At 64.5% G+C, this 18,990-nt stretch carries 10 protein-coding genes; 5 read left to right on the forward strand and 5 right to left on the reverse strand.

Annotated elements, in window-relative coordinates; all coding sequences use genetic code 11:
• On the forward strand, window positions 1–8,241 hold an 8,241-nt coding region (locus tag AB5Y59_RS12775), incomplete at its 5' end, for a type I secretion C-terminal target domain-containing protein (protein WP_368212084.1).
• Window positions 8,242–8,557: 316 nt separating this feature from the next.
• On the opposite strand, the gene glpC is transcribed toward AB5Y59_RS12775, so the two are convergent.
• From glpC to AB5Y59_RS12800, 5 genes are all read right to left on the reverse strand, one after another.
• Entirely contained in the window at window positions 8,558–9,760 is a 1,203-nt protein-coding gene (glpC, locus tag AB5Y59_RS12780; RefSeq protein WP_368212086.1) for an anaerobic glycerol-3-phosphate dehydrogenase subunit GlpC, read from the reverse strand.
• Window positions 9,761–9,811: 51 nt separating this feature from the next.
• Window positions 9,812–9,949 carry a hypothetical protein gene (locus AB5Y59_RS12785; RefSeq protein ID WP_158657322.1) on the reverse strand — a complete coding sequence of 46 codons (138 nt, stop codon included), beginning with the start codon at window positions 9,947–9,949 and terminating at the stop codon, window positions 9,812–9,814.
• A gap of 1 nt (window position 9,950) precedes the next feature.
• Entirely contained in the window at window positions 9,951–11,228 is a 1,278-nt protein-coding gene (gene glpB, locus AB5Y59_RS12790; protein ID WP_368212088.1) for a glycerol-3-phosphate dehydrogenase subunit GlpB, read from the reverse strand.
• A complete protein-coding gene (gene glpA, locus AB5Y59_RS12795; protein ID WP_041215061.1) occupies window positions 11,218–12,897 on the reverse strand; it encodes an anaerobic glycerol-3-phosphate dehydrogenase subunit A in 1,680 nt (559 codons plus the stop codon). Before glpA ends, glpB begins: the two co-directional genes overlap by 11 nt.
• 221 nt (window positions 12,898–13,118) lie before the next feature.
• The gene (locus AB5Y59_RS12800) at window positions 13,119–13,574 is read right to left on the reverse strand and encodes a YchJ family protein (protein WP_109111836.1); all 456 of its coding nucleotides are present in this window, start codon (window positions 13,572–13,574) and stop codon (window positions 13,119–13,121) included.
• Between the two features lie 128 nt (window positions 13,575–13,702).
• Here AB5Y59_RS12800 and AB5Y59_RS12805 point away from each other — a divergent pair, with 128 nt between their 5' ends.
• From AB5Y59_RS12805 to AB5Y59_RS12820, 4 genes are all read left to right on the forward strand, one after another.
• On the forward strand, window positions 13,703–15,370 hold the full coding sequence (locus AB5Y59_RS12805; RefSeq protein WP_010674921.1) for a methyl-accepting chemotaxis protein: 1,668 nt from the start codon (window positions 13,703–13,705) through the stop codon (window positions 15,368–15,370).
• A 104-nt stretch (window positions 15,371–15,474) separates the two neighbouring features.
• On the forward strand, window positions 15,475–16,686 hold the full coding sequence (locus tag AB5Y59_RS12810; RefSeq protein ID WP_029314606.1) for an ROK family transcriptional regulator: 1,212 nt from the start codon (window positions 15,475–15,477) through the stop codon (window positions 16,684–16,686).
• On the forward strand, window positions 16,683–18,266 hold the full coding sequence (locus AB5Y59_RS12815) for a sensor histidine kinase (RefSeq protein WP_043155894.1): 1,584 nt from the start codon (window positions 16,683–16,685) through the stop codon (window positions 18,264–18,266). Before AB5Y59_RS12810 ends, AB5Y59_RS12815 begins: the two co-directional genes overlap by 4 nt.
• On the forward strand, window positions 18,267–18,932 hold the full coding sequence (locus AB5Y59_RS12820) for a response regulator (protein WP_261999491.1): 666 nt from the start codon (window positions 18,267–18,269) through the stop codon (window positions 18,930–18,932).
• The last annotated feature ends 58 nt before the right edge of the window (window positions 18,933–18,990 follow it).

Raw genomic sequence — 18,990 nt, forward strand, 5'->3', positions numbered from 1 at the left:
TTCACGTTGACGCTGGATCAGAACGGTCACTATGTCTTTACCTTGAACCAGCCGCTGGATCAGGGGAGCGCAGACAGTCTGCTCAAGGCGGGCTTTACCCTGACCGACAGTGACGGAGATAAAGTCTCCTCCACCCTGAGCGTTGCCATCGGCGACGGGGCCAATCCGGTCATCAGCGCCGTGACCGGCACCGAGATGACGGAGGCTAACCAGGGGGACGGCGCCGTGGTGAGCTCCATGAGCTTCACCGTGAGCCACGGGGCTGATGCGCTCGATACGAGCAGCCTCAAATTCGATATCGCCGCCATTCAGCAGAGCCTGGATGGCAAGTACAGCAGCCATGGCAGCCCGGTCACCTTCACCCTGGATGCCAGCGGCGAGCTGGTGGGGACCAGCGCGGACGGCCGCGAGGTGCTGCGGGCCGAGCTGAGCCTCGTTGAGAACAACGGCAACTGGAGCGTCACCGCCAAGGTGACCCTGGGGGCCGAGCTGGATCACCAGGGCAGCGAATCCCTCGACCTGCCGCTCACCGTCACCCTGACCGACAAGGACGGAGACAGGGTCTCCACCGACTTGCCGCTCACCATCAAGGACGGCCATGCACCGCACTTCGTGGCGGGCAGCGGAGTGAGCCTGGATGAGCGTGGGCTCGACGGCAGCAATACTCTGACCGGCACCGGCCACTTCCAGGTCAATGCGGGCTCGGATCGGGTGAGCGAGGTGTCGTTTGCTGACATCAGCGAGCAGCCGGCCCTGACCGCCCTGGGCCAGAGCGTCAAATACGAGCTGGTCGACGGCGATGCCAGCATCCCGGGCAACCAGGTGCTGAAAGGCTATGTGGAAGTCAATGGCCAGCGCGTCGAGGTGCTTCAGGTCGAACTGGTGGGCAAGCTGGACAACGCTGCCAGCAACGGCTTTGACTACAAGGTGACCCTGTTCGAGGGGGTTCATCAGAGCGGCAACACCGCGACCGACCTGCCGTTCAAGCTCAACATCGTCGACAGCGACAAGGGCAGCGGCAACAACGACAGCACCACGGGTACCCTCAACATCCGCATTTCGGAAGGGGCCAACCCGACCCTCACCCTGACCGGCGTGACGGTGAGTGAAGGGCGCTTCGATGGCGCCGGCAACAACCAGACCGGCGATGATCAGCATGCCACTGGCACCCTGACCATCACTGCAGACTCCGATCCCGTGGTGGACGTGCGGCTGACCCTCTCGGGCCAAGTCGTGGATGGGAGTGGCAAGGCCATCACCCACAACGGTGAGACCCTCACCTGGCAAGAGGTGGCGGGCAGCAACGGCCACGGTTTCCAGGCAGTGACTGCGAGCGGCACCCTGGTGCTGACGGTGACCCTGCCGAGCGTGCCGGGGCGCATCGAAGCCCACACCCAGGCAACCCTCGATTACCAGGTGACGGTACACACCAACCTGGATCACGGTGCCGACGACAAGCTCAACCTGAGCCTGCCGGTGAAGGTGACTGACAGCGATGGCAGTGTGATCACCGGCAGCACCACGGCGGTGATCACCGATGCGGCGGATCCCGTGATCACAGCCATCGAGGGGGTGACCGTCAAGGAGTCGGACCTCAACGGGGGCAGTGGCCAGCATGGGGGCACCAGCCCGTCAGGCACGGGAGAGGTTGCCATCGGCCAGGTGACGATCGCCGCCGGGAGTGACCGGGTGGTTTCCCTGCAACTGGATGTAGCCCGCTTCAACGCCCTCAATACCCTGACGTCGGGGGGCAAGGCGGTCACCATTGGGGCAGACAGCCAGCCGGGTGTCTACCTTGGCAAGGACAGCGCAGGCAAGCTCATCTTCAAGCTGACCCTGGATGTGTCCGGCCGCTACACCTTCGAGCTGACCGGCAACCTGGATCACAGCGTCCAGGGCAAGGATCTGCTGGATATCCAGCTGCCCTTGCAGGCACGGGACAGTGACGGGGATCTGAGCGCCGAAGTGATCGGTCATGTGAGCGTGCAGGACGACGTGCCGGTGGCCGTGGACGCGAGCAAGACCCTGAATGAAGGGGCGAAAGTGACCGGCGATCTGCTGGCCACTGCCAGCGAGGGGGCGGATGATGCGGTGGTGAGAGCGGTGACCATCAATGGTACCGAGCACCCCATCGCCGCCACGGGCAACACCACCATCTCGGTGACAGATGGCACGGGGCAGATCATCGGCACCCTGGTGATCAATGCCGAGGGTGACTACAGCTTCACCGCCAAATCAGGCATCGATCACAGCAACAGCACCCTGGTACAGCAGATAGGCTTCCACCTGGTGGATGGCGACGGAGATACCGACGACGGTCTTCTGACCCTGACCATCAGGGACGAGGCGGGCAAGCTCACCGTGAGCGCAGTCACTGGCCAGGAGGATGCGGGGGCGAGCGATCCGGGCCAGGGGATCCCCATCACCATGAACCTGGATGTGGGGGATTTCGATCGGGGCGAGCATGTGGAGCAGTTGCTTATCCAGGCGCCAGCCAACGCCCAGGGCACCTTCTATTTCAACGGCGTCGCACTGACCACCATCACCCAGGGGGGCAAGACCTGGTATGAGGTGCCGCCCGCGGCCATGGTGGCGGTGGCCAACACCGATGACAAGTTCCAGCTCACCGGTGTCACTTTTGTGCCGAACCACGACTACTCGAGCTACAACAACGGAGGTGCTGCGCTGCGCTTCCCGGTGCAGTTGCAGGTGGGGGTCACCGAGGGGAGCAAGCCCCCGGTGCTGACCGGCAATCTGGACATCACGGTGCAGGGCATTGCCGACAAACCCCTGTGGGATGTGGGCAGCACGCACCAGCACTACACCACGGACGAGGACAGCAGCGGCATCGCCCTCAACGTCAAGGCGGGTCTCACCGATACGGACGGCTCCGAGACCCTGAGCTACCAGATCAAATGGGCGTCCGGCCAGGGCACGCTGACCCTGAACGGCAAGGTGCTCACCCCGGGGGCGAACGGCCTCTATACGGTGGCCGGTGGCGACATCAACAAGGTGACGGTGGTGCCCGGCAAGGACTACAGCGGTGACATCAAACTCATTGTGACCCCGGTCAGCACGGAGAAGACCCCGGTGGTGACCGGCAAGGAGACGGCCCTCGGCGATCCGCTGGAGGTGATTGTCAACGTGAACCCGCTGGCGGACGACGCCAAGCTGACGGTGCGCGAGATCCAGGGCAAGGAAGATACCCTGATCGATCTGGGCAGCAAGATTGGGCTCGCCCATCTGGGAGACACCACAGATGGTTCCGAGCAGCTGTTCGTGCGCATCAGCGGCCTGCCCGCCGGTGCCACCCTGCTGCTGGGTGGATTGGCGGTCACCCTGGATGCCAACGGCTATTACGAGGTGCCCTATGGCCGCATCAATGACCTCAAGTTGCAGCCGCCCAAAAACAGCAACGTCGATTTCGATCTCACCATCAAGGGGGTGGTGAAGGACACCGCCATCCTGACCGATGCCAGCGGCCAGACCCACACCGTGGTGAACGAGAAGGAGACCGGCAGCCAGAGCCTGCACGTGGATCTGGTGGGGGTGGTGGATGAACCCCATTTCGATCTCAATACCACCGACTGGACCCAGGATGGCAACGGCTACAGCATCATCATCCAGGAGGATGGCCGGGCACCGCTGGACTTCAAGCTCACCTCGGGGGAGTGGACGGATACCCCGCTCGATCACTCGGAAACCCTCAACCTGGTGCTGGAAGGGCTGCCGGAAGGGGCCAAGGTATTCGACGGCAGTGGCAAGGAGCTGACCCTGACCTTCGCCGGGCTCGATGGCAAGGGCAATCCTCTCTATCAGGTGGATGTGACCAGCCTTGGCAACCTGCAGATCCAGCCGCCGCCCAACAGCACCGCCGATCTGCACCTGGTCGGCCACGTGGTGGTGACCGAGAATGACGGCGATCACAAAAGCTTCGACGTACCCCTCACCATCAAGGTGGAGCCGGCCATCGACGCTACCGACTATGCCAAGACCAGCCATGGCCTGGAGGATCAGTTCACCGTCCTTGACTGGCAGCCTGACCTGACCGACGGCGCCGAGAAGGTGACCCACCTCAGCCTTTCCGGTATCGAACCCGGGTATGAAGTCTGGATCCGCGTGGGCGGGGTCGAGACCCAGCTGACCGTGAGCGGCGGCGCCGTGGACTTGAGCGACGCCGAGCTGCAAAGCCTGCTCGGCGGTGGCCAGCTGCTGGTGAAAGGGCCCGAGGACAGCGACAGGGACACCACCCTCCAGAGCCATGTCACGGTGACACAAGTGGATGTGGACTCCAGCGCCACTGCCCAGAAGGTGATCGACGGCACCCTGCATGTGGATATCCAGGCGGTGGTGGAGCCCGATGGCAACCTGGTGCAGACCGGTCAGCTGGAGAGCCCGGACGGGCACGACATCCCGCTGGACGGCGTCTTCGTGTTCGAGGATCTGGACCCCAGCAGCGATGAGGTCATCGACTACCTGGTGATCAGCGATCTGCCCCCCGGCTTCGTGGTGGTGGGCGGCATCAACGATGGCAAGGGCAACTGGACGGTGCCCCACGACGCCCTCGGCAGTTATGCCTTGCGCTCGCCGGATGGCTTCACCGGCACCGTCACCTTCAAGGTGAGCGCCAGGGTGGTCGACCTTGGTGACAACAACGAGGGGGATGTGAGCGCCCCGGCCTATCGGGAGATCACCGCCAGCGCCGACTTCCATGGCGCGACCCACTCGGGTCAGGTGGCCGCCGATGTCGATTTTGACAACAGTACCCCCATCACCGGGGTGGAGGATCACGGCGTCAACTTCGGCAGCCAGCTCAAGCAGATGGTGACCCTGGGCACGGCGGACATCGGGGACGACGAGCTCAGCATCGTCATCACTGGTCTCCCTCCGGGCGTCAACGTACAGGGGCTCACCTATGACTTCGTCAACGGCGAGTACCTCATCAAGTTGCCGGGCGGCCTCGATGATCTCGACCGCCTGACCCTGACCCTGCCGCAAGACTATGCCGGTGACGGCCTGCACTTCAATGTGCGCCTGGTCAACACCGACACCGTGAGCGGTGACACCAAGATGGTGGAGAAGGACGTCACCCTCTCCATCACCCCGGAGGTGGACATCAACGGCGGGGCGGACGGCCTGCCCGAGCTGCAACTGAACGTGAAGGACGTAAACGGCGACGGTCAGCCTGACAACCTGGAAGACACCGACATTCATCTCGATCTCTCGGTCAAGCTCGCCGACATCAGCCCCTCGGTGGCCGATGGCGGTCTCGAGACCGTGGAGCAGGTGGTCGTGACCGTGGATCCCCAATATGGTCACTTCCTCGACAAGAACGGCCAGCCGGTCTCCACTCTCACGGTGAACGACCCGGCGGATCTCAAGGATCTGGTGTTCGTGCCCAAGGAGCACTTCAGCGGCAAGGTGCCGCTGGCGGTGAAGGTGGATATTCTCGATACCGCCACCACGGGCACGGATCGGGGGAGCTGGAGCGGCAACGTGAGCTTCGAGGTGCTGCCGGTCAACGATCCGGCCAACCTCACGGTCCAGAACGTCACGGGCCAGGAAGATGGCAGCGTGAGCCTGGGGGGGCTGGGGGCCAGCCTCATCGACAACGATGGCTCCGAGCAGATCGTCGGGCTGCAGATCAAGGGGGTGCCGGATGGCTTCACCCTGTCCGCCCCGGCGGTCAACAACGGTGGCGGGGTGTGGCAGGTGCCTGTGGGCACCGACTTCTCCAAGCTGACCCTGATCCCGCCTGCGGACTTCAGCGGCACCGTGAGTCTGACCCTGAGCGCCTTCACCCTGGACAAGGGGCTGACCCTGCCCCTTGAAACCAGTGCGGGCTTCACCGTCACCGTCAATCCGGTGGGGGATGCGGTCATCACCGACATGCAGGAGCAGGCGAGCGGCACCGAAGGGGATGTGATCACCCTGAACCTGGGGGTGGAGACCCGGGATACCCATGCCACCGGCGGCAATGCCGGCAATGTGCACGAGAACGGGCCCGAGCAGGTGCGCGTCACCCTGGAAGGGGTGCCTGACGGGGCAGAAATCCGCCTGCCGAGCGGGGTGAGCGGCACCGTAGTGGATCTCGGCGGTGGCCGCTGGCAGGTCACCACGGATGGGGGCAAGCTCGACGCGGTGGAGCTCGTGACCAACGACGCCAACGGCGCCATGGCGATCAAGGTGACGGCTCAGAGCCTGGACAACGGCGCCCTCGGCCCCGAAGTGAACGGCACCATCCATCTCGATGTGAGCCCGGTCAACGACGCCCCCGTCAACGTGCTGCCCGATGATCCCCAGGTGGCCCAGGAGGACGAGCCGTTCGTCATCCAGGGTCTGCAGGTCAAGGACGTGGATGCGGGCAACGGCATCATGGAAGTGCGCCTCTCGGTGGAGCACGGCACCCTGACCCTGCCGGCCGGGAGCGGCGTGACCCTGACCGGCAACGGCACCGGCGATGTGGTGCTGACCGGCACCCTGGCGGATCTCAATGCCCTGCTCTCGGGCGGCGTCACCTATCAGGGCGACCCGGACTTCCATGGCAATGACGCCTTGACCATGGTGACGGACGATCGGGGCAATACCGGCAGCGGTGGCGCCCTGAGCGACACCGATGTGCTGCCCATCCTGGTACAACCGGTCAACGATGCCCCCGTCAACCAGCTGCCAACGACGCCCCAGGTGGCGCAGGAAGATCAGCCCTTCACCATTCACGGGCTGCAGGTGAGCGATGTGGATGCGGGCAACAGCCCCCTCTCTGTCACCCTCTCCGTGCTGCACGGTACCCTGGAACTGGCGGCGGGCAGTGGCGTGACGGTGAGTGGCAGCGGCAGCAACACCCTGGTGCTGAGCGGTTCCCAGGATGCCATCAATGCCTTGCTCGCAGGGGGCGTGACCTATCAGGGCGAGCAGGACTTCAATGGTCAGGATGCCCTGACCATGGTGACCAATGATCTTGGCAACACCGGCAGCGGTGGCCCCCTGAGCGATACCGACGTGCTGCCCATCGAGGTCGAGCCAGTCAATGATGCCCCTGTCACCCAGGTGCCGGGCTCATTGCAGGTGAAAGAGGATGGCTCCCTGTCGCTCACCGGGATCAGCGTGAAGGACGTGGATGCGGGCAGTGCGCCCATCTCCATGGTGCTGCGGGTGGAGCACGGTGTGCTGACCCTGCTGGGGGCGGCAGGCGCCGTCTCGGTGCAGGGGGCGGGGACCAGCGTGGTGACCCTGGTCGGGTCGCTCGATGATCTCAACGGTCTGTTGGCAGGCAACCTGCACTACGAGCCAGCCAGGGACTTCTGGGGTCAGGACAACCTGAGCATCACCACCTCGGATCAGGGCAATACCGGTGCCGGTGGCGTCCTGACCGACAGCGCCCAGATTGCCATCCAGGTGACGGCCGAGCCGGACGATCCCCAATTGGGGGTCGGCACCCACGATATCCTTGCGTTGCAAGGGGCCTGGGTGCCGCTCAACCTCAGCGCCAGCGTGGTCAATCCGGCCCCGGGTGAGCTGTCGGTGCGGATCCAGAACCTCGGCAGCGCCCAGGTGGTGGACGAGCACGGCCAGAGCGTCGGCCACGCGGATGGCAACGACTGGTTGCTGCCGATGGACCAGTCCGTGCCCATCTACCTCAAGGATCTGCCGGCGGGGGATCATGCCCTCACCCTGAGTGCCGAATCCAGCCTGGGTGGCGGCACCCTGAGCTCGGCCACGGAGACCGTCACCATCCACAGCCAGAGCGGCCACGATCTGCTGGGCTCGGATCAGGGGGACTGGCTGTTCGGCTCCTCCGGCAATGATCGCCTCCTGGGCGGCATGGGAGATGATGTGCTGCGGGGCGGTCAGGGCAACGACATCCTGACCGGTGGCGCCGGCAGCGATCTCTTCGTGTGGGGCAGTGGTGACGAGGGGACGACGGCCTCTCCGGCGATAGACACCATCACCGACTTCCGTCCCCAGGAGGGGGACAGGATCGATCTGGCGGACCTGCTCAAGGGAGTGACCGACAACAGCGTGGATGGCCTGCTGGGTCATCTCCAGGCATCGGTGACCAGCACCGGCAACGGCCTGAGTGACGTGAGCCTGTCGGTCTCCCCGGCGGGGGATGGCAATGTCACCCAGCAGATCACCCTGAAGGACGTGGATCTGAGTGGCTGGAACCTGAGCGGCTCCTCCTCTCACGACATCCTGCAATCCATGCTGGATCAGCACAGCCTGATCATCCAGCACCCCTGATGGGGTGAGATGATGCAAAGAGCCGGCGAATGCCGGCTCTTTTTTTGGCTGAATATGCTGGCTTGATATTTCCTGGTGGTGGTAATGGGAGATGGTTTTTAACAGAGTGGGTGTTGTTGCTGCTTTTCACTGTGTGGGTGGTTCAAACAACCAAAAGGGTTTGCCGCCCGGGCCTCCCATCGGGCTGCCCGGGCGGCGTCAGGGCCTTGCCGCGCCGATCCCGGTCAATGCCGGCCAGAGGGGGCGCAGGCATTGACCGGGGCGTGTCGCCTCCAAGCCGGTGCCCGGGATGATGGGCGGACCGGGGGGATGGCGGTCAGGCCAGCGCCCGTGCCAGCAGGTGCACCGGGTGTTCGCAGCGAAACGCCGTGCTCATCTCGATCTGCCACTTGCAGGTCTCGCAGTCGGTGATGACCAGATCGGGTTTGAGCCGGTTTATCTGATCAAACAGCCCCTGGCCGATGGCCTGGCTGGTGTCGTAGTTTTCCGACTTGAAGCCGTAGGTGCCGGCGATGCCGCAGCACTGGGAGTCCAGCACCGTCACCTTGACGCCGGGGATGGCCCGCAGCAGCTCGAGGGTGTAGATGACGCCCCCCATCTTCTCCAGGTGGCAGGGGGTGTGGTAGGCGATGTGCAGATTGAGGGGCTTCATGGCCGGTTTGTTGCCCCGATCGAACTCATTCCACAGGAAGCGGGTCACCAGGGAGATGCGATCCCGCACCTTGTGGTTGTCTTGCTCCAGCAGGTGGGGATATTCGTCCCGCAGGGTGAAGCCGCAGGTGGAGGAGGTGGCCAACAGCGGCATCTCGTTGCCAAGCAGGGTGTTCTCCAGCTGCTGGATGTTGAAGGCCGCCTGCTGCTTGGCCTTGTCCATGAAGCCGTTGGCAATCAGCGGCACGCCGCAGCACTTCTCCCGTTCCAGCAGCTGGACACCGATGTTCATGGCATTGAGCACCTGCACCAGCTCCTTGCCAAGCTGGGGGTGGTTGTAGTTCACATAACAGCCGTGGAAGTAGGCGATTTGGCGCTCGAAGCGGGCCTGACTCGCTTTCTGTTTCTTGTACCAGCCGCGGAAGGTGCCTTGTGAGTATTTGGGCAAGTCCCGGTGGGAGGAGACTCCCAGCGCCTTGTCCAGCACCTGCTTCATCGGCTTGAGGCCGGTGGTGAAGTTGACCACCGGGGCCATCAGGGTGGACATGCTGCCCATCAGATCCGTGTGGGAGAGCACGAACTCGCGGATCCCCGGTTTGAAGCCGCTGTACTGGTGTTTGGCCTTGGCGATGATGTCGCCGATGCGCACCCCGCTCGGGCAGGCCACTTCGCAGCGCTTGCAGTTGGTGCAGTACTTGAGGGCGCTGTCAAAGAGCTCGGGGCTCTTGATGCGCAGCCGCTCCCCATCCGGGCCCGCCTGCTTGGGGCCGGGGTAGGCCGGGTTGGCCTTGGCCACCGGGCAGTAGGCGGTACAGATGGTGCATTTGATGCACTGATCGAAAGTCTGGTTGGCATGATCCAGTAGCATGTCAGTTCTCCTCCCGTTGGGTGTGAAGGCACGGGATATGGGGCGAAATCATCATTGGGCTGAACTCAAAATGTGACCGGCGGCCTGCCAGCCGGTGGCGACCGCGACACCTGAGCCAGAGCCCTCTTTGGATTGGGCATCGTCGTGGGCCAGCACGCCGTGTCGTTGGAGTGGGAATATGTGATTCATCTCAGCCCTCCGCCAGAATATGGCCAGCGGCTTGCCAGCCGGTGGCAACGGCCACGCCGGAGCCGGAACCTTCTTTAATGGGGTCATAGTGCGCCAGCACGCTGCCAGCGCCGTAGAGGTTGGTGAGGGGCCTGCCGCCGCGCAGCACCCGCAGCCGCTCGTCGGTCTTGACCCCGAAGCCCATGAAGGGGTGGTGGTCGAACAGGCGGCGGCCGGCCCAGGCGTCGCGCTCGGCAAGGCTCAGTACGTCGGCATCGAAGATGGGTTCACGAATGCCTCCGAGGCGCGACTCCAGCCCGCGGCTGAAGAAGCTGCCGGAGGCGAGCACGAAGTGGTCCGCCTCGAACAGCTGATCCTCCCCGTGCTGGCTGTGCACCCCGATCACCTTGTCGCCGTCATAGCGGGCGCCCAGCACCCGCTCGCTGGTGAGGAAGGTGCCGCCAAGGGCCATGAAGCGGCGCTTGAGGGCCTCCTGCATCCGCATGCCGATGAGGGACGGCGGCATGGTGGCCACCTCCTTGATGGTGCAGCCGGTGCGCCGTTCCAGCTCGCTCAGACGCGGGCCGACCAGCCCCAGCGACAGGCAGGCGGGCAGCACGATATGGCGACAGTCGGGCACACCGCATCCCTGCACCATGCGGCTGATCTCGCGGGCCAGATCCGCCAGCAGGTCCTGCTGGCCAGGCCCCTGCTTGTCGAACAGGCGGGCGATGTCGGCGGAGCGAAACTCGTGGGGATTGCGGCTGAACTGGGCGAGCTGGGGCAGGCGAATTTCCCCGGTCAGGATGCGGCTGTGGGCAAAACGGGCGTGGGTCGCGAGATTCGCCGCCGCGAGCGCCGGGTGAAAATCGCGAAACCCTTCCAGGGTGGCGAGCAGGATGGCGTCCGGGGCGGGGGCATCGGTCATGCAGGCGCAAGTGTCGGGGGAGAGCCAGGTGGCTTTGAGGGTGCCGATGGGGGTCAGCCGCTGGTGGTTGTGTTCCTGGCGCATCAAGGGTAGCCCCTCTTCTGCGCAGTGGCGTTGCAGGTCGGCCAGACTCCCCTCGATATTCTGCATCCCCACCTTGCTGTAAGGGTGATCCGGATGGGCCGCCATGAAGACGGGCAGGGCGGCGCGGGGATCCCCGTCGCTCTCCAGCAGATCCACCGAGCCGGAGGAGAAGTGCAGGGCGCTCTGGCCGGAGGCCATCAGCAGGGTCTTCTGGCCGGCCTCGGCGAGGCGCAGGGCTGCGGAGAGGCCCGCCATGCCGCCGCCGATCACGATGCTGTCAAATTTCATGGCTGCGCTCCTTGGTGGAATTGGCGGTGCTGGCATCGAGCGGGAAGGGGGGCTCGCTCACCAGGTGGGGGGCCGTCCACTCACCAAGGCCGAACAGCCCTTCATAGATCCAGTAGGTAAATTCGGCTTCCCGCAGGGCATCGCCCCACAGCACCGGCCGGGTACCCTTGTAGCGCTCCTCCAGGAACTGGCGCAGCATGACGCAGGCCTGACGACCGTCCGCCTTGCCGTACTCCTGCATCAGGCCGGCGGCGCGATAGGCGCACAGCTCCCCCTGACAGGGGCCCATGCCGAGGCGGGTGCGGCGGCGCAAGTCCACCAGGTTGTCCACGTCGAGCTCCCGCAGGGCGTATTCAATCTCGCCCGCGGTCACCATCTCGCACTCGCAGATGAGGGCGTTGGCCTTGGGGTTGTCGCGGAAAAAGGCGATGACCCGCTCGCCGTGGCGGTACTGGGCCGAGCCTTCGGCGGGTACCGAGAGACCGGGGGCGGAGACCTTCTCCGGATCCCGCGAGCCGGGCAGGCTCAGCTCGGCGGTGCGGCAGGGCTTGCTGTTGCCAAGCTTTTTGGCAAGCAAGTCGGTGGCCCATTCGGCCATCAGCCGGTAGGTCATCAGCTTGCCGCCTGTGATGGTGTTGAACCCCTGGAGGCCATCTCGCTCGGCGTGATCCAGCAGCACGATGCCGCGGCTGATGTTGCGGCCGGACTCGTCGCCATCCACCGCCACCAGGGGGCGAACGCCGGCGTAGGCGCGCAGCAATCGGGTGCGGGCCATGATGGGGGCCAGTTTTATCCCCTCGCGCAGCAGCACCTCCACCTCTTCGGGCTCGACGGTGAGCTGGTCAATCTTGTGGTAATCGATGCGACTCGACGTGGTGCCGATGAGGGAGATGGTATCGCCTGGCACCAGGATGTCCGCGTCCGCCGGTTTGCGGCAGCGGTTGAGCACCAGTTGGTTGAGGCGGTAATCCATGATGAGCAATGAGCCCTTGGCCGGGAACATGCGGATGCCGAGGTCGGCATACTCGCAGATCTGCTGGCCCCAGATGCCGGCGGCGTTGATCACCTCCTGGCACTCCACCTCGAACGCTTCGCCGGTGCGGGTGTTGATGGCCTTGACCCCGTGCACCCTATCCTGGGTGCGCAGAAGCCCCAGCACCTTGCTGTGGGTGAAGATGCGGGCGCCGTGCTCCTTGGCGTCCAGCACGTTGGCAGCGGCCAGGCGGAACGGGTCGACCGTGCCGTCCGGCACCTGGATGGCACCGATCAGCGCCGGGTTGACGTTGGGTTCAAGGCGCAGCGCCTCGGCGGGATCCAGCTGGCGGGCGTCGATGCCCGCCAGGGCGCAGGCGTCCATGAAGGTATTTTGAAAATGGATGTCATCTTCCGGCAGGGTGATGAAGAGGCCGCCGGTGTCCTCGACGCAGTGGCTGGCGATCCGCTTGAGGATGCGGTTCTCCTGAATGCATTCGCGGGCGGACTCCTGATCCGTCACCGCGTAGCGGGCGCCGGAGTGGAGCAGGCCATGGTTGCGGCCCGTGGTGCCGGCGGCGATGTCGTCCCGCTCAAGCAGGATGCAGTCGATGCCGCGCAGCGCGCAATCGCGCATGATGCCGGCGCCGGTGGCGCCCCCCCCTATGATGACGACTTGTGTGGTGATTCTTTTCATTCTTGCCCGTCTCATCTCTTCCAGATGAGGCCAGTGTGGCGCCTTCACGACGTGAAATGTTTGATATGGGCCAAATTAATGTTCGTAAACGCTCATTTAATGTGAGGAAATGAGCGAAATGTGATGAACCTCACGTCACCGTCGGGGCGCGGCAGGGGGAAGCATGGCGGGGAAAAGAAGGCCAGCCCGGGGGCTGGCCAGAGGGTGGCGTAGGGGAAACCTCAGCCGCAGCACTTCTTGAACTTCTTGCCGCTGCCACAGGGGCAGGGGTCGTTTCGCCCGACCCGCAGCGGCGCCGGATCCTGCTCGCCGTCGGTGTAGACCCAGCGCCCCTGATGGCGCACGAAGCGGGAGCGCTCATGAAGGCAGTGACGTTCGTCCCCCTCCAGGAACCAGGCTTTGAATTCCACCATGCCGAGGATGTCATCGGGGCCGCCCTGGCTGGCGAGGATCTCGAGGCCATCCCAGCGGGTGTCGGTCGATGAGAGGTCGGCCGCGGTCAGCCCGTTCAGATAGTCCGGGTGCCAGCTGTGTACCAGATATTCTCCCAATCCCAGCACGAAGGCGCTGTAGCGGGATCGCATCAGCTGCTCCGGGGTGGCGGCGGGCTGGCCTGCGTGGAGTACACCGCAGCACTTGGCAAGAAAAAGAGAGGAACCGCAAGGACATAGGTTCATGAGTCAGCTCATCTGGTCGATAATTAAAGGTGGCGGGATTGTAGCGAACGCACTTCCCTTTCGGCCAGCTTCCCATGCCGTTTAGGCAGACATCATGCAGCAATGAACACAGCACAAAGGGTGACACAATGACACTTAAGCAGAAGATCCTGTTACTGGGGGCCATCCCCGTGCTGCTGATGGCCCTGGTGGTCAATCTCAGCAACTACCTGGTGGCCAGGAGCGATCTGGAATCGGATCTGGTGGTGGCGCGGGAGAGGGCAATCAAGGAGCGCAAGGCGCTGCTCAGCAGTTATCTGATGCTGGCCAAGACGGCCATCGAGGGCAGCTACGGCAAGCCTGACAGCCCCGAAGTGCGCCAGCAGGTGAAGGAGATATTGCGGCCGCTGCGCTATGGCAGCGACGGCTACTTCTTCGTCTACGACTATCAGGGCAATACCGTGCTGCTGCCGACCCGGCCCGAGATGGAGGGGAAGAACCGCTGGCAGGACAAGGATACCAAGGGTGCCTTCCTCATTCAGGGGATCATCAAGTCGGCGCGGGAAGGAGATGGCTTCTCGGAGTACTGGACCAACAAGCCCTCTATCGGGCGGGATGCCCCCAAGCTCTCCTTCAATCTGGTGCTCGACAAGTATCAGTGGGTCGTGGGCACGGGCTTCTACATCGACGACATCGACAATGAGCTTGCAACCCTGCGTAGCGAGCGGGAGGAGACCATGTATGGCTCCCTGAAAACCGGGGTGCTGTTCATCCTGGTGATCCTGGGGGTGACCCTGGCGGCCACCGTGGTGATCGGCAACCGGGTCACCCGCCCGCTGGCGGATGCGGTCGCAGCCCTCAACGACATCGCCGACGGGGACGGGGATCTGACCCAGCGCCTCAAGGTGCAGAGCAAGGACGAGGTGGGGCAGCTGGCCGCCGCCTTCAACCGCTTCGTCGAGCGGATCCAGTCGGTGGTGAGCCAGGTGGGGGAGACCAGTCACCAGTTGCTGGGGGCCGTGGATCGGCTGCATAGCCTGAGCGAACATGCGGACAGGCAGATGCAGGGCCACGGCAAGGAGACGGATCAGGTGGTGACCGCGGTGACCGAGATGAGCTCCACCGCCCAGGAGGTGGCGGCGAGCGCTTCCAACGCCGCCAGCGCCACCAGCGATGCGGCCCGCGAGTCCGATGCGGCCCGCGGCGTGGTGAACAGCGCCATCGGCAGCATCAACCGGTTGGTGGACGAAGTGCATGTGGCGGCCGGGGTCATCGAGCAGCTCGCCCATGAGACCGGCAAGATAGGCTCCGTGGTGGAGGTCATTCGCGGCATCGCCGATCAGACCAACCTGCTGGCCCTCAACGCCGCCATCGAGGCGGCCCGGGCGGGCGAGCAGGGGCGCGGCTTTGCGGTGGTGGCTGACGAGGTGCGATCCCTCGCGGGCCGTACCCAGCAGAGCACCAAGGAGATCAACGAGATGCTCCAGCGCCTGCAGGGCGGGGTGAAGCAGGCTGTGGAGGTGATGCAGGCCAGCGAGGCACGCAGCCAGGAGACGGTGCAGGAGGCGAGCCACATCGCCAGCTCCCTGGACAGCATGGTGGCGGCGGTCGGCACCATCAACGACATGAACATCCAGATCGCCACGGCCGCCGAGGAGCAGCACGCGGTCTCCGAGGAGATCAACAAGAACCTGGTGGCCATCCAGCAGATCGTCAGCGAGCTGACCGAGGCGTCCGGGGAGTCCAGCACCACCACCCGCGCCCTGGCAGGCACGGGTGACAAATTGCGCCAACTCGTCTCCCGCTTCCGTTACTAATCACATTTTTGCCGTCTGGACAGGATTTCCAGACGGCAAATTTGGGGATCGGCGCAGAATGTGTGAAAATCGCGCCATTCGTTCCTTTCGTTAGCCCCAACCCTATGAATGAGATCGTGAAAGGCAGTATCGATTTGATCCGTCAGCTCAACTACGGCCTGGTCTATGCCAGCCTGGAGGAGCACAAGGAGCTGTCCCGTACCGATCTGTCCCGTCTGACCGGCCTGTCGCCGGCCAGCATCACCAAGATCACCCGCGAGCTGCTGGACGGCGGCCTGGTGGTCACCTGCGGCGAGAGCTCGGTGGGGCGTGGCCGTCGCCAGACCCTGCTGCGCATCAACGAGCGCCGCTTCCAGTTTCTCTCCATGCGTCTGGGGCGCGGCTATGTGGACATGGCCCTGTTTGACCTAGCTGGTCACTCCCTGGCGCGCCATCGCCATGTCTTCAACGAGGCGGAGCGTGCCGAGCTGCTGGCCAGCCTGGTGCGGGCCATCGAGGGCTTTTTGCCCAAGAAGGCGTTGCGTCTGGCCTGCATCGCCCTCTGCCTGCCCGGCCAGGTGGAGCGCCACTCCGGCATGGTCAAGCATTTTCCCTATTACGATCTGCGCAACTGGCCCCTCGGTCCCACCCTGCAGGAAGCCTTCTCGGTACCCGTGCTGGTGAGCGGCGACGTGCGCACCTGGATCCAGGCCGAGCGGGAGTGGGGCGCCGCCAGGAACTGCTCGGATGCGGTGCTGGTGTTCGTGCACAACGACATCGGGGTCGGCATGGTGGTCAATGGCCAGCTCATCGAGAGCGAGTCGGCTCTGCTCGGGGATCTCAGCCACCTGCAGCTCGAACCCTATGGCCAGCGCTGCTACTGCGGTGGCTTCGGCTGCGCCTGCACCCTCGTGACCAATCAGGCGCTGGAGGCGCAATATCGGGAGCTGCGTGAACGGATGCAGGAGTTCGATCTGCCCGAAAGCGTCACCATACGCGAGCTGTGCGAGCTGGCGCTGGCCGGCAACAGCCTGTGTCAGGACATCCTGCACCAGGCAGCAGGGCGCCTTTCCCGGGTGCTGGCGAACCTCATCTGCCTGCTCAATCCGGGCAAGCTGCTGCTTGGGGGGGAGATCACCCGGGCCGATCGACTGCTCTTCCCCATGTTGCACCAGTCCCTGGCAAGCCAGTTGCCCGCCGAGTACCTGGTGCGCCTGCAGATTGAATCCACCCACTTCTACGAAGATCCCACCAAACCCACCTCGGTGCAGGTGCACAAGGCCCTGCGCGATGGCAGTCTGCTGCTCGACTTGTTGCGAGGCGACAAGGAGGCATGAGGCTCGGGTTGCAAGGACGCTTCCTGCTCATTCTCTGTCTGGTCAGTCTGTTGCAACTGGTGTTGCTGAGCGGTGCCAGCTACTACTATGTCGCCGAGCAGCGCTACCGTGAGGTGGGGGATCAGGCCCTGGATGTGGCACGGCTGGTGGCGCGGGAGTCCGGCGTCATCGCCGGGGTGAAGCGGGCGGATACGGTCCGCCTCAATGCCCTGGTGGAGCGGATCCGCGCCGAGGTCGGGGCCAGCTACATCGTCATCGGGGACAGGCAGGCACGCCGCCTGGTGCACCCCAATGCGGACCGGATTGGCAAAGCCATGGTGGGGGATGATCCCGAGCGTGCCCTGCAGGGAGAAGCCTATATCTCCAGGGCCCAAGGGTCCCTTGGGGTCTCGGTGCGCGGCAAGGGGCCCATCCGGGACGAGATGGGCAAGATCATCGGGGTGGTGTCGGTCGGCTATCTGGTGCGGGACATCGATGCGGATCTGCAGGGCTATTTGCGCTTCGGCCTGGCCATGACATTGCTCATTGTGGTGCTCAACAGTGTCGCAGCCGCCTGGCTGGCCCGGCGCTACAAGAAGGCGATATTCGGCTTTGAACCCGAGCAGATGGGGCGTCTCTATGCGGAGCTCGACTGTACCCTGCGCACGGTGCGCGAGGGGATCCTCACCATCGACGAGCAAGGGCGCCTCACCTCCCTGAACCCCAACGGCATCAAGCTGCTGCGCCTGGACGACACCACCGCCAGGAGCGCCATCGGCCAGCCCATTGGTCACCTGCTGCCGGGCAGTCGCATGCTCTCCATCCTGCAAGAGCAGACCCCCCAGTTTGACGAGGAGATAGTGCTCAACGGCCAGTCCCTCATCGTCAACCGCTTGCCGCTGGTGCGCGAGGGCAAGCTGATCGGCGCCGTGTCGAGTTTTCGCCGCAAGGACGAGCTGGCGGAACTCAGCGCCCAGCTCTCCCAGGTGCAGGCCTACAGCGATCTGCTGCGGGTGCAGACCCACGAGCACAACAACCAGCTCGGGACCATCGCCGGCCTCATTGAGCTCGGTGCCACCCGGGAGGCGCTCGCCTTCATCGGGCGGGAGGCGGCCACCGAGCAGACCCTGCTCGGCTTCCTGATGGGGGCCATCGCCAAACCCAAGGTGGCGGGGTTGCTGCTCGGCAAATACCACAGGGCCCACGAGCTCGGTCTTGAGCTCGTGATCGATCCCGATGCCCGTCTGCACGATATTCCTGCCCGTGTCAGCGGTTCCCAGCTGGTAACGGTGCTGGGCAACCTCATCGACAACGCCTTCGAGGCGACCCGCCGCCACGGTGCGCCCTATCAGCCCATCCGGGTTTCCTTGAGCGATCTGGGGCAGGATCTGGTGCTGGAGGTGGAGGATGGGGCTGGCGGCATCGACCCGCAGTTGGCGGACAGGTTGTTCGAACAGGGGGTCAGCAGCAAGCCCGAGCCAGGACACGGTATCGGGCTCTCCCTGGTGCGCAAGACCCTGGATGCCCTGCAGGGGGAGATCACCATCGAAGCCACGACGCAGGGAAGTTGCGTCGTCTGTTACATTCCCAAGGAGGTGTGAGTGATCAAGATCCTGATCGTCGAGGATGATCCCGCCATTGCCGAGATCCACCGCCGCTTCGTGCAGCGCCTCGCCGGTTTTGAGGTGCTGGGGGTGGCGTTGACCCTGTTCGATGCCAGGGAGCAGATAGGGATCCTCCGGCCCGATCTGGTGCTGCTGGATGTCTGGCTGCCCGATGGAGAGGGGTTCTCGCTATTGAGAGAGCTGCGCCAGGCGGGGGCGAGTCTGGATGTGATCCTGCTCACCGCGGCGCGGGAAGCTGCTGCCCTGCAGGAGGCGATGCGCCTCGGGGTGGTGGATTTCATCTTGAAGCCCGTGGTGTTCGAGCGGCTGCGCGACACCCTGGAGAAGTACCGTCAGAGCATCGCCGCCCTGGCGGCGTTGGCCGACATCGACCAGCAGGCGGTGGACACCCTGTTCGGTACGCCGTTGCAGCAGGTGGCGGCAGAGGGACTGCCCAAGGGCATCGATGCTCTCACCCTGCAGCGGGTGCTGACGGCCCTGACTCCGGAGGCCGCCAGTGCCGAGGAGATAGGCAGCCGGATAGGGGTGAGCCGGACCACGGCGCGCCGCTATCTGGAATTTCTGGTGGGGCAGCGACTGGCGAGCCCCGAGCTCGAATATGGCACCGTCGGGCGGCCGGAGCGGCGTTACCGCAAGCCGTGATCCGGTCGCCCGGAACCTGTTGTCCAGACAAGAAAAGAGCGCCTTTCGGCGCTCTTTT

It is taken from the genome of Aeromonas sp. s10 (assembly GCF_040907975.1).
Lineage (GTDB): Bacteria > Pseudomonadota > Gammaproteobacteria > Enterobacterales > Aeromonadaceae > Aeromonas > Aeromonas caviae.

What these genes read in the sequence shown, in the direction of transcription:
- glpC (WP_368212086.1), bottom strand. Translation starts at nt 9,760, where the DNA reads ATGCTACTGGATCATGCCAACCAGACTTTCGATCAGTGCATCAAATGC.
- AB5Y59_RS12785 (WP_158657322.1), bottom strand. Translation starts at nt 9,949, where the DNA reads ATGAATCACATATTCCCACTCCAACGACACGGCGTGCTGGCCCACGAC.
- glpB (WP_368212088.1), bottom strand. Translation starts at nt 11,228, where the DNA reads ATGAAATTTGACAGCATCGTGATCGGCGGCGGCATGGCGGGCCTCTCC.
- glpA (WP_041215061.1), bottom strand. Translation starts at nt 12,897, where the DNA reads ATGAAAAGAATCACCACACAAGTCGTCATCATAGGGGGGGGCGCCACC.
- AB5Y59_RS12800 (WP_109111836.1), bottom strand. Translation starts at nt 13,574, where the DNA reads ATGAACCTATGTCCTTGCGGTTCCTCTCTTTTTCTTGCCAAGTGCTGC.
- AB5Y59_RS12805 (WP_010674921.1), top strand. Translation starts at nt 13,703, where the DNA reads ATGACACTTAAGCAGAAGATCCTGTTACTGGGGGCCATCCCCGTGCTG.
- AB5Y59_RS12810 (WP_029314606.1), top strand. Translation starts at nt 15,475, where the DNA reads ATGAATGAGATCGTGAAAGGCAGTATCGATTTGATCCGTCAGCTCAAC.
- AB5Y59_RS12815 (WP_043155894.1), top strand. Translation starts at nt 16,683, where the DNA reads ATGAGGCTCGGGTTGCAAGGACGCTTCCTGCTCATTCTCTGTCTGGTC.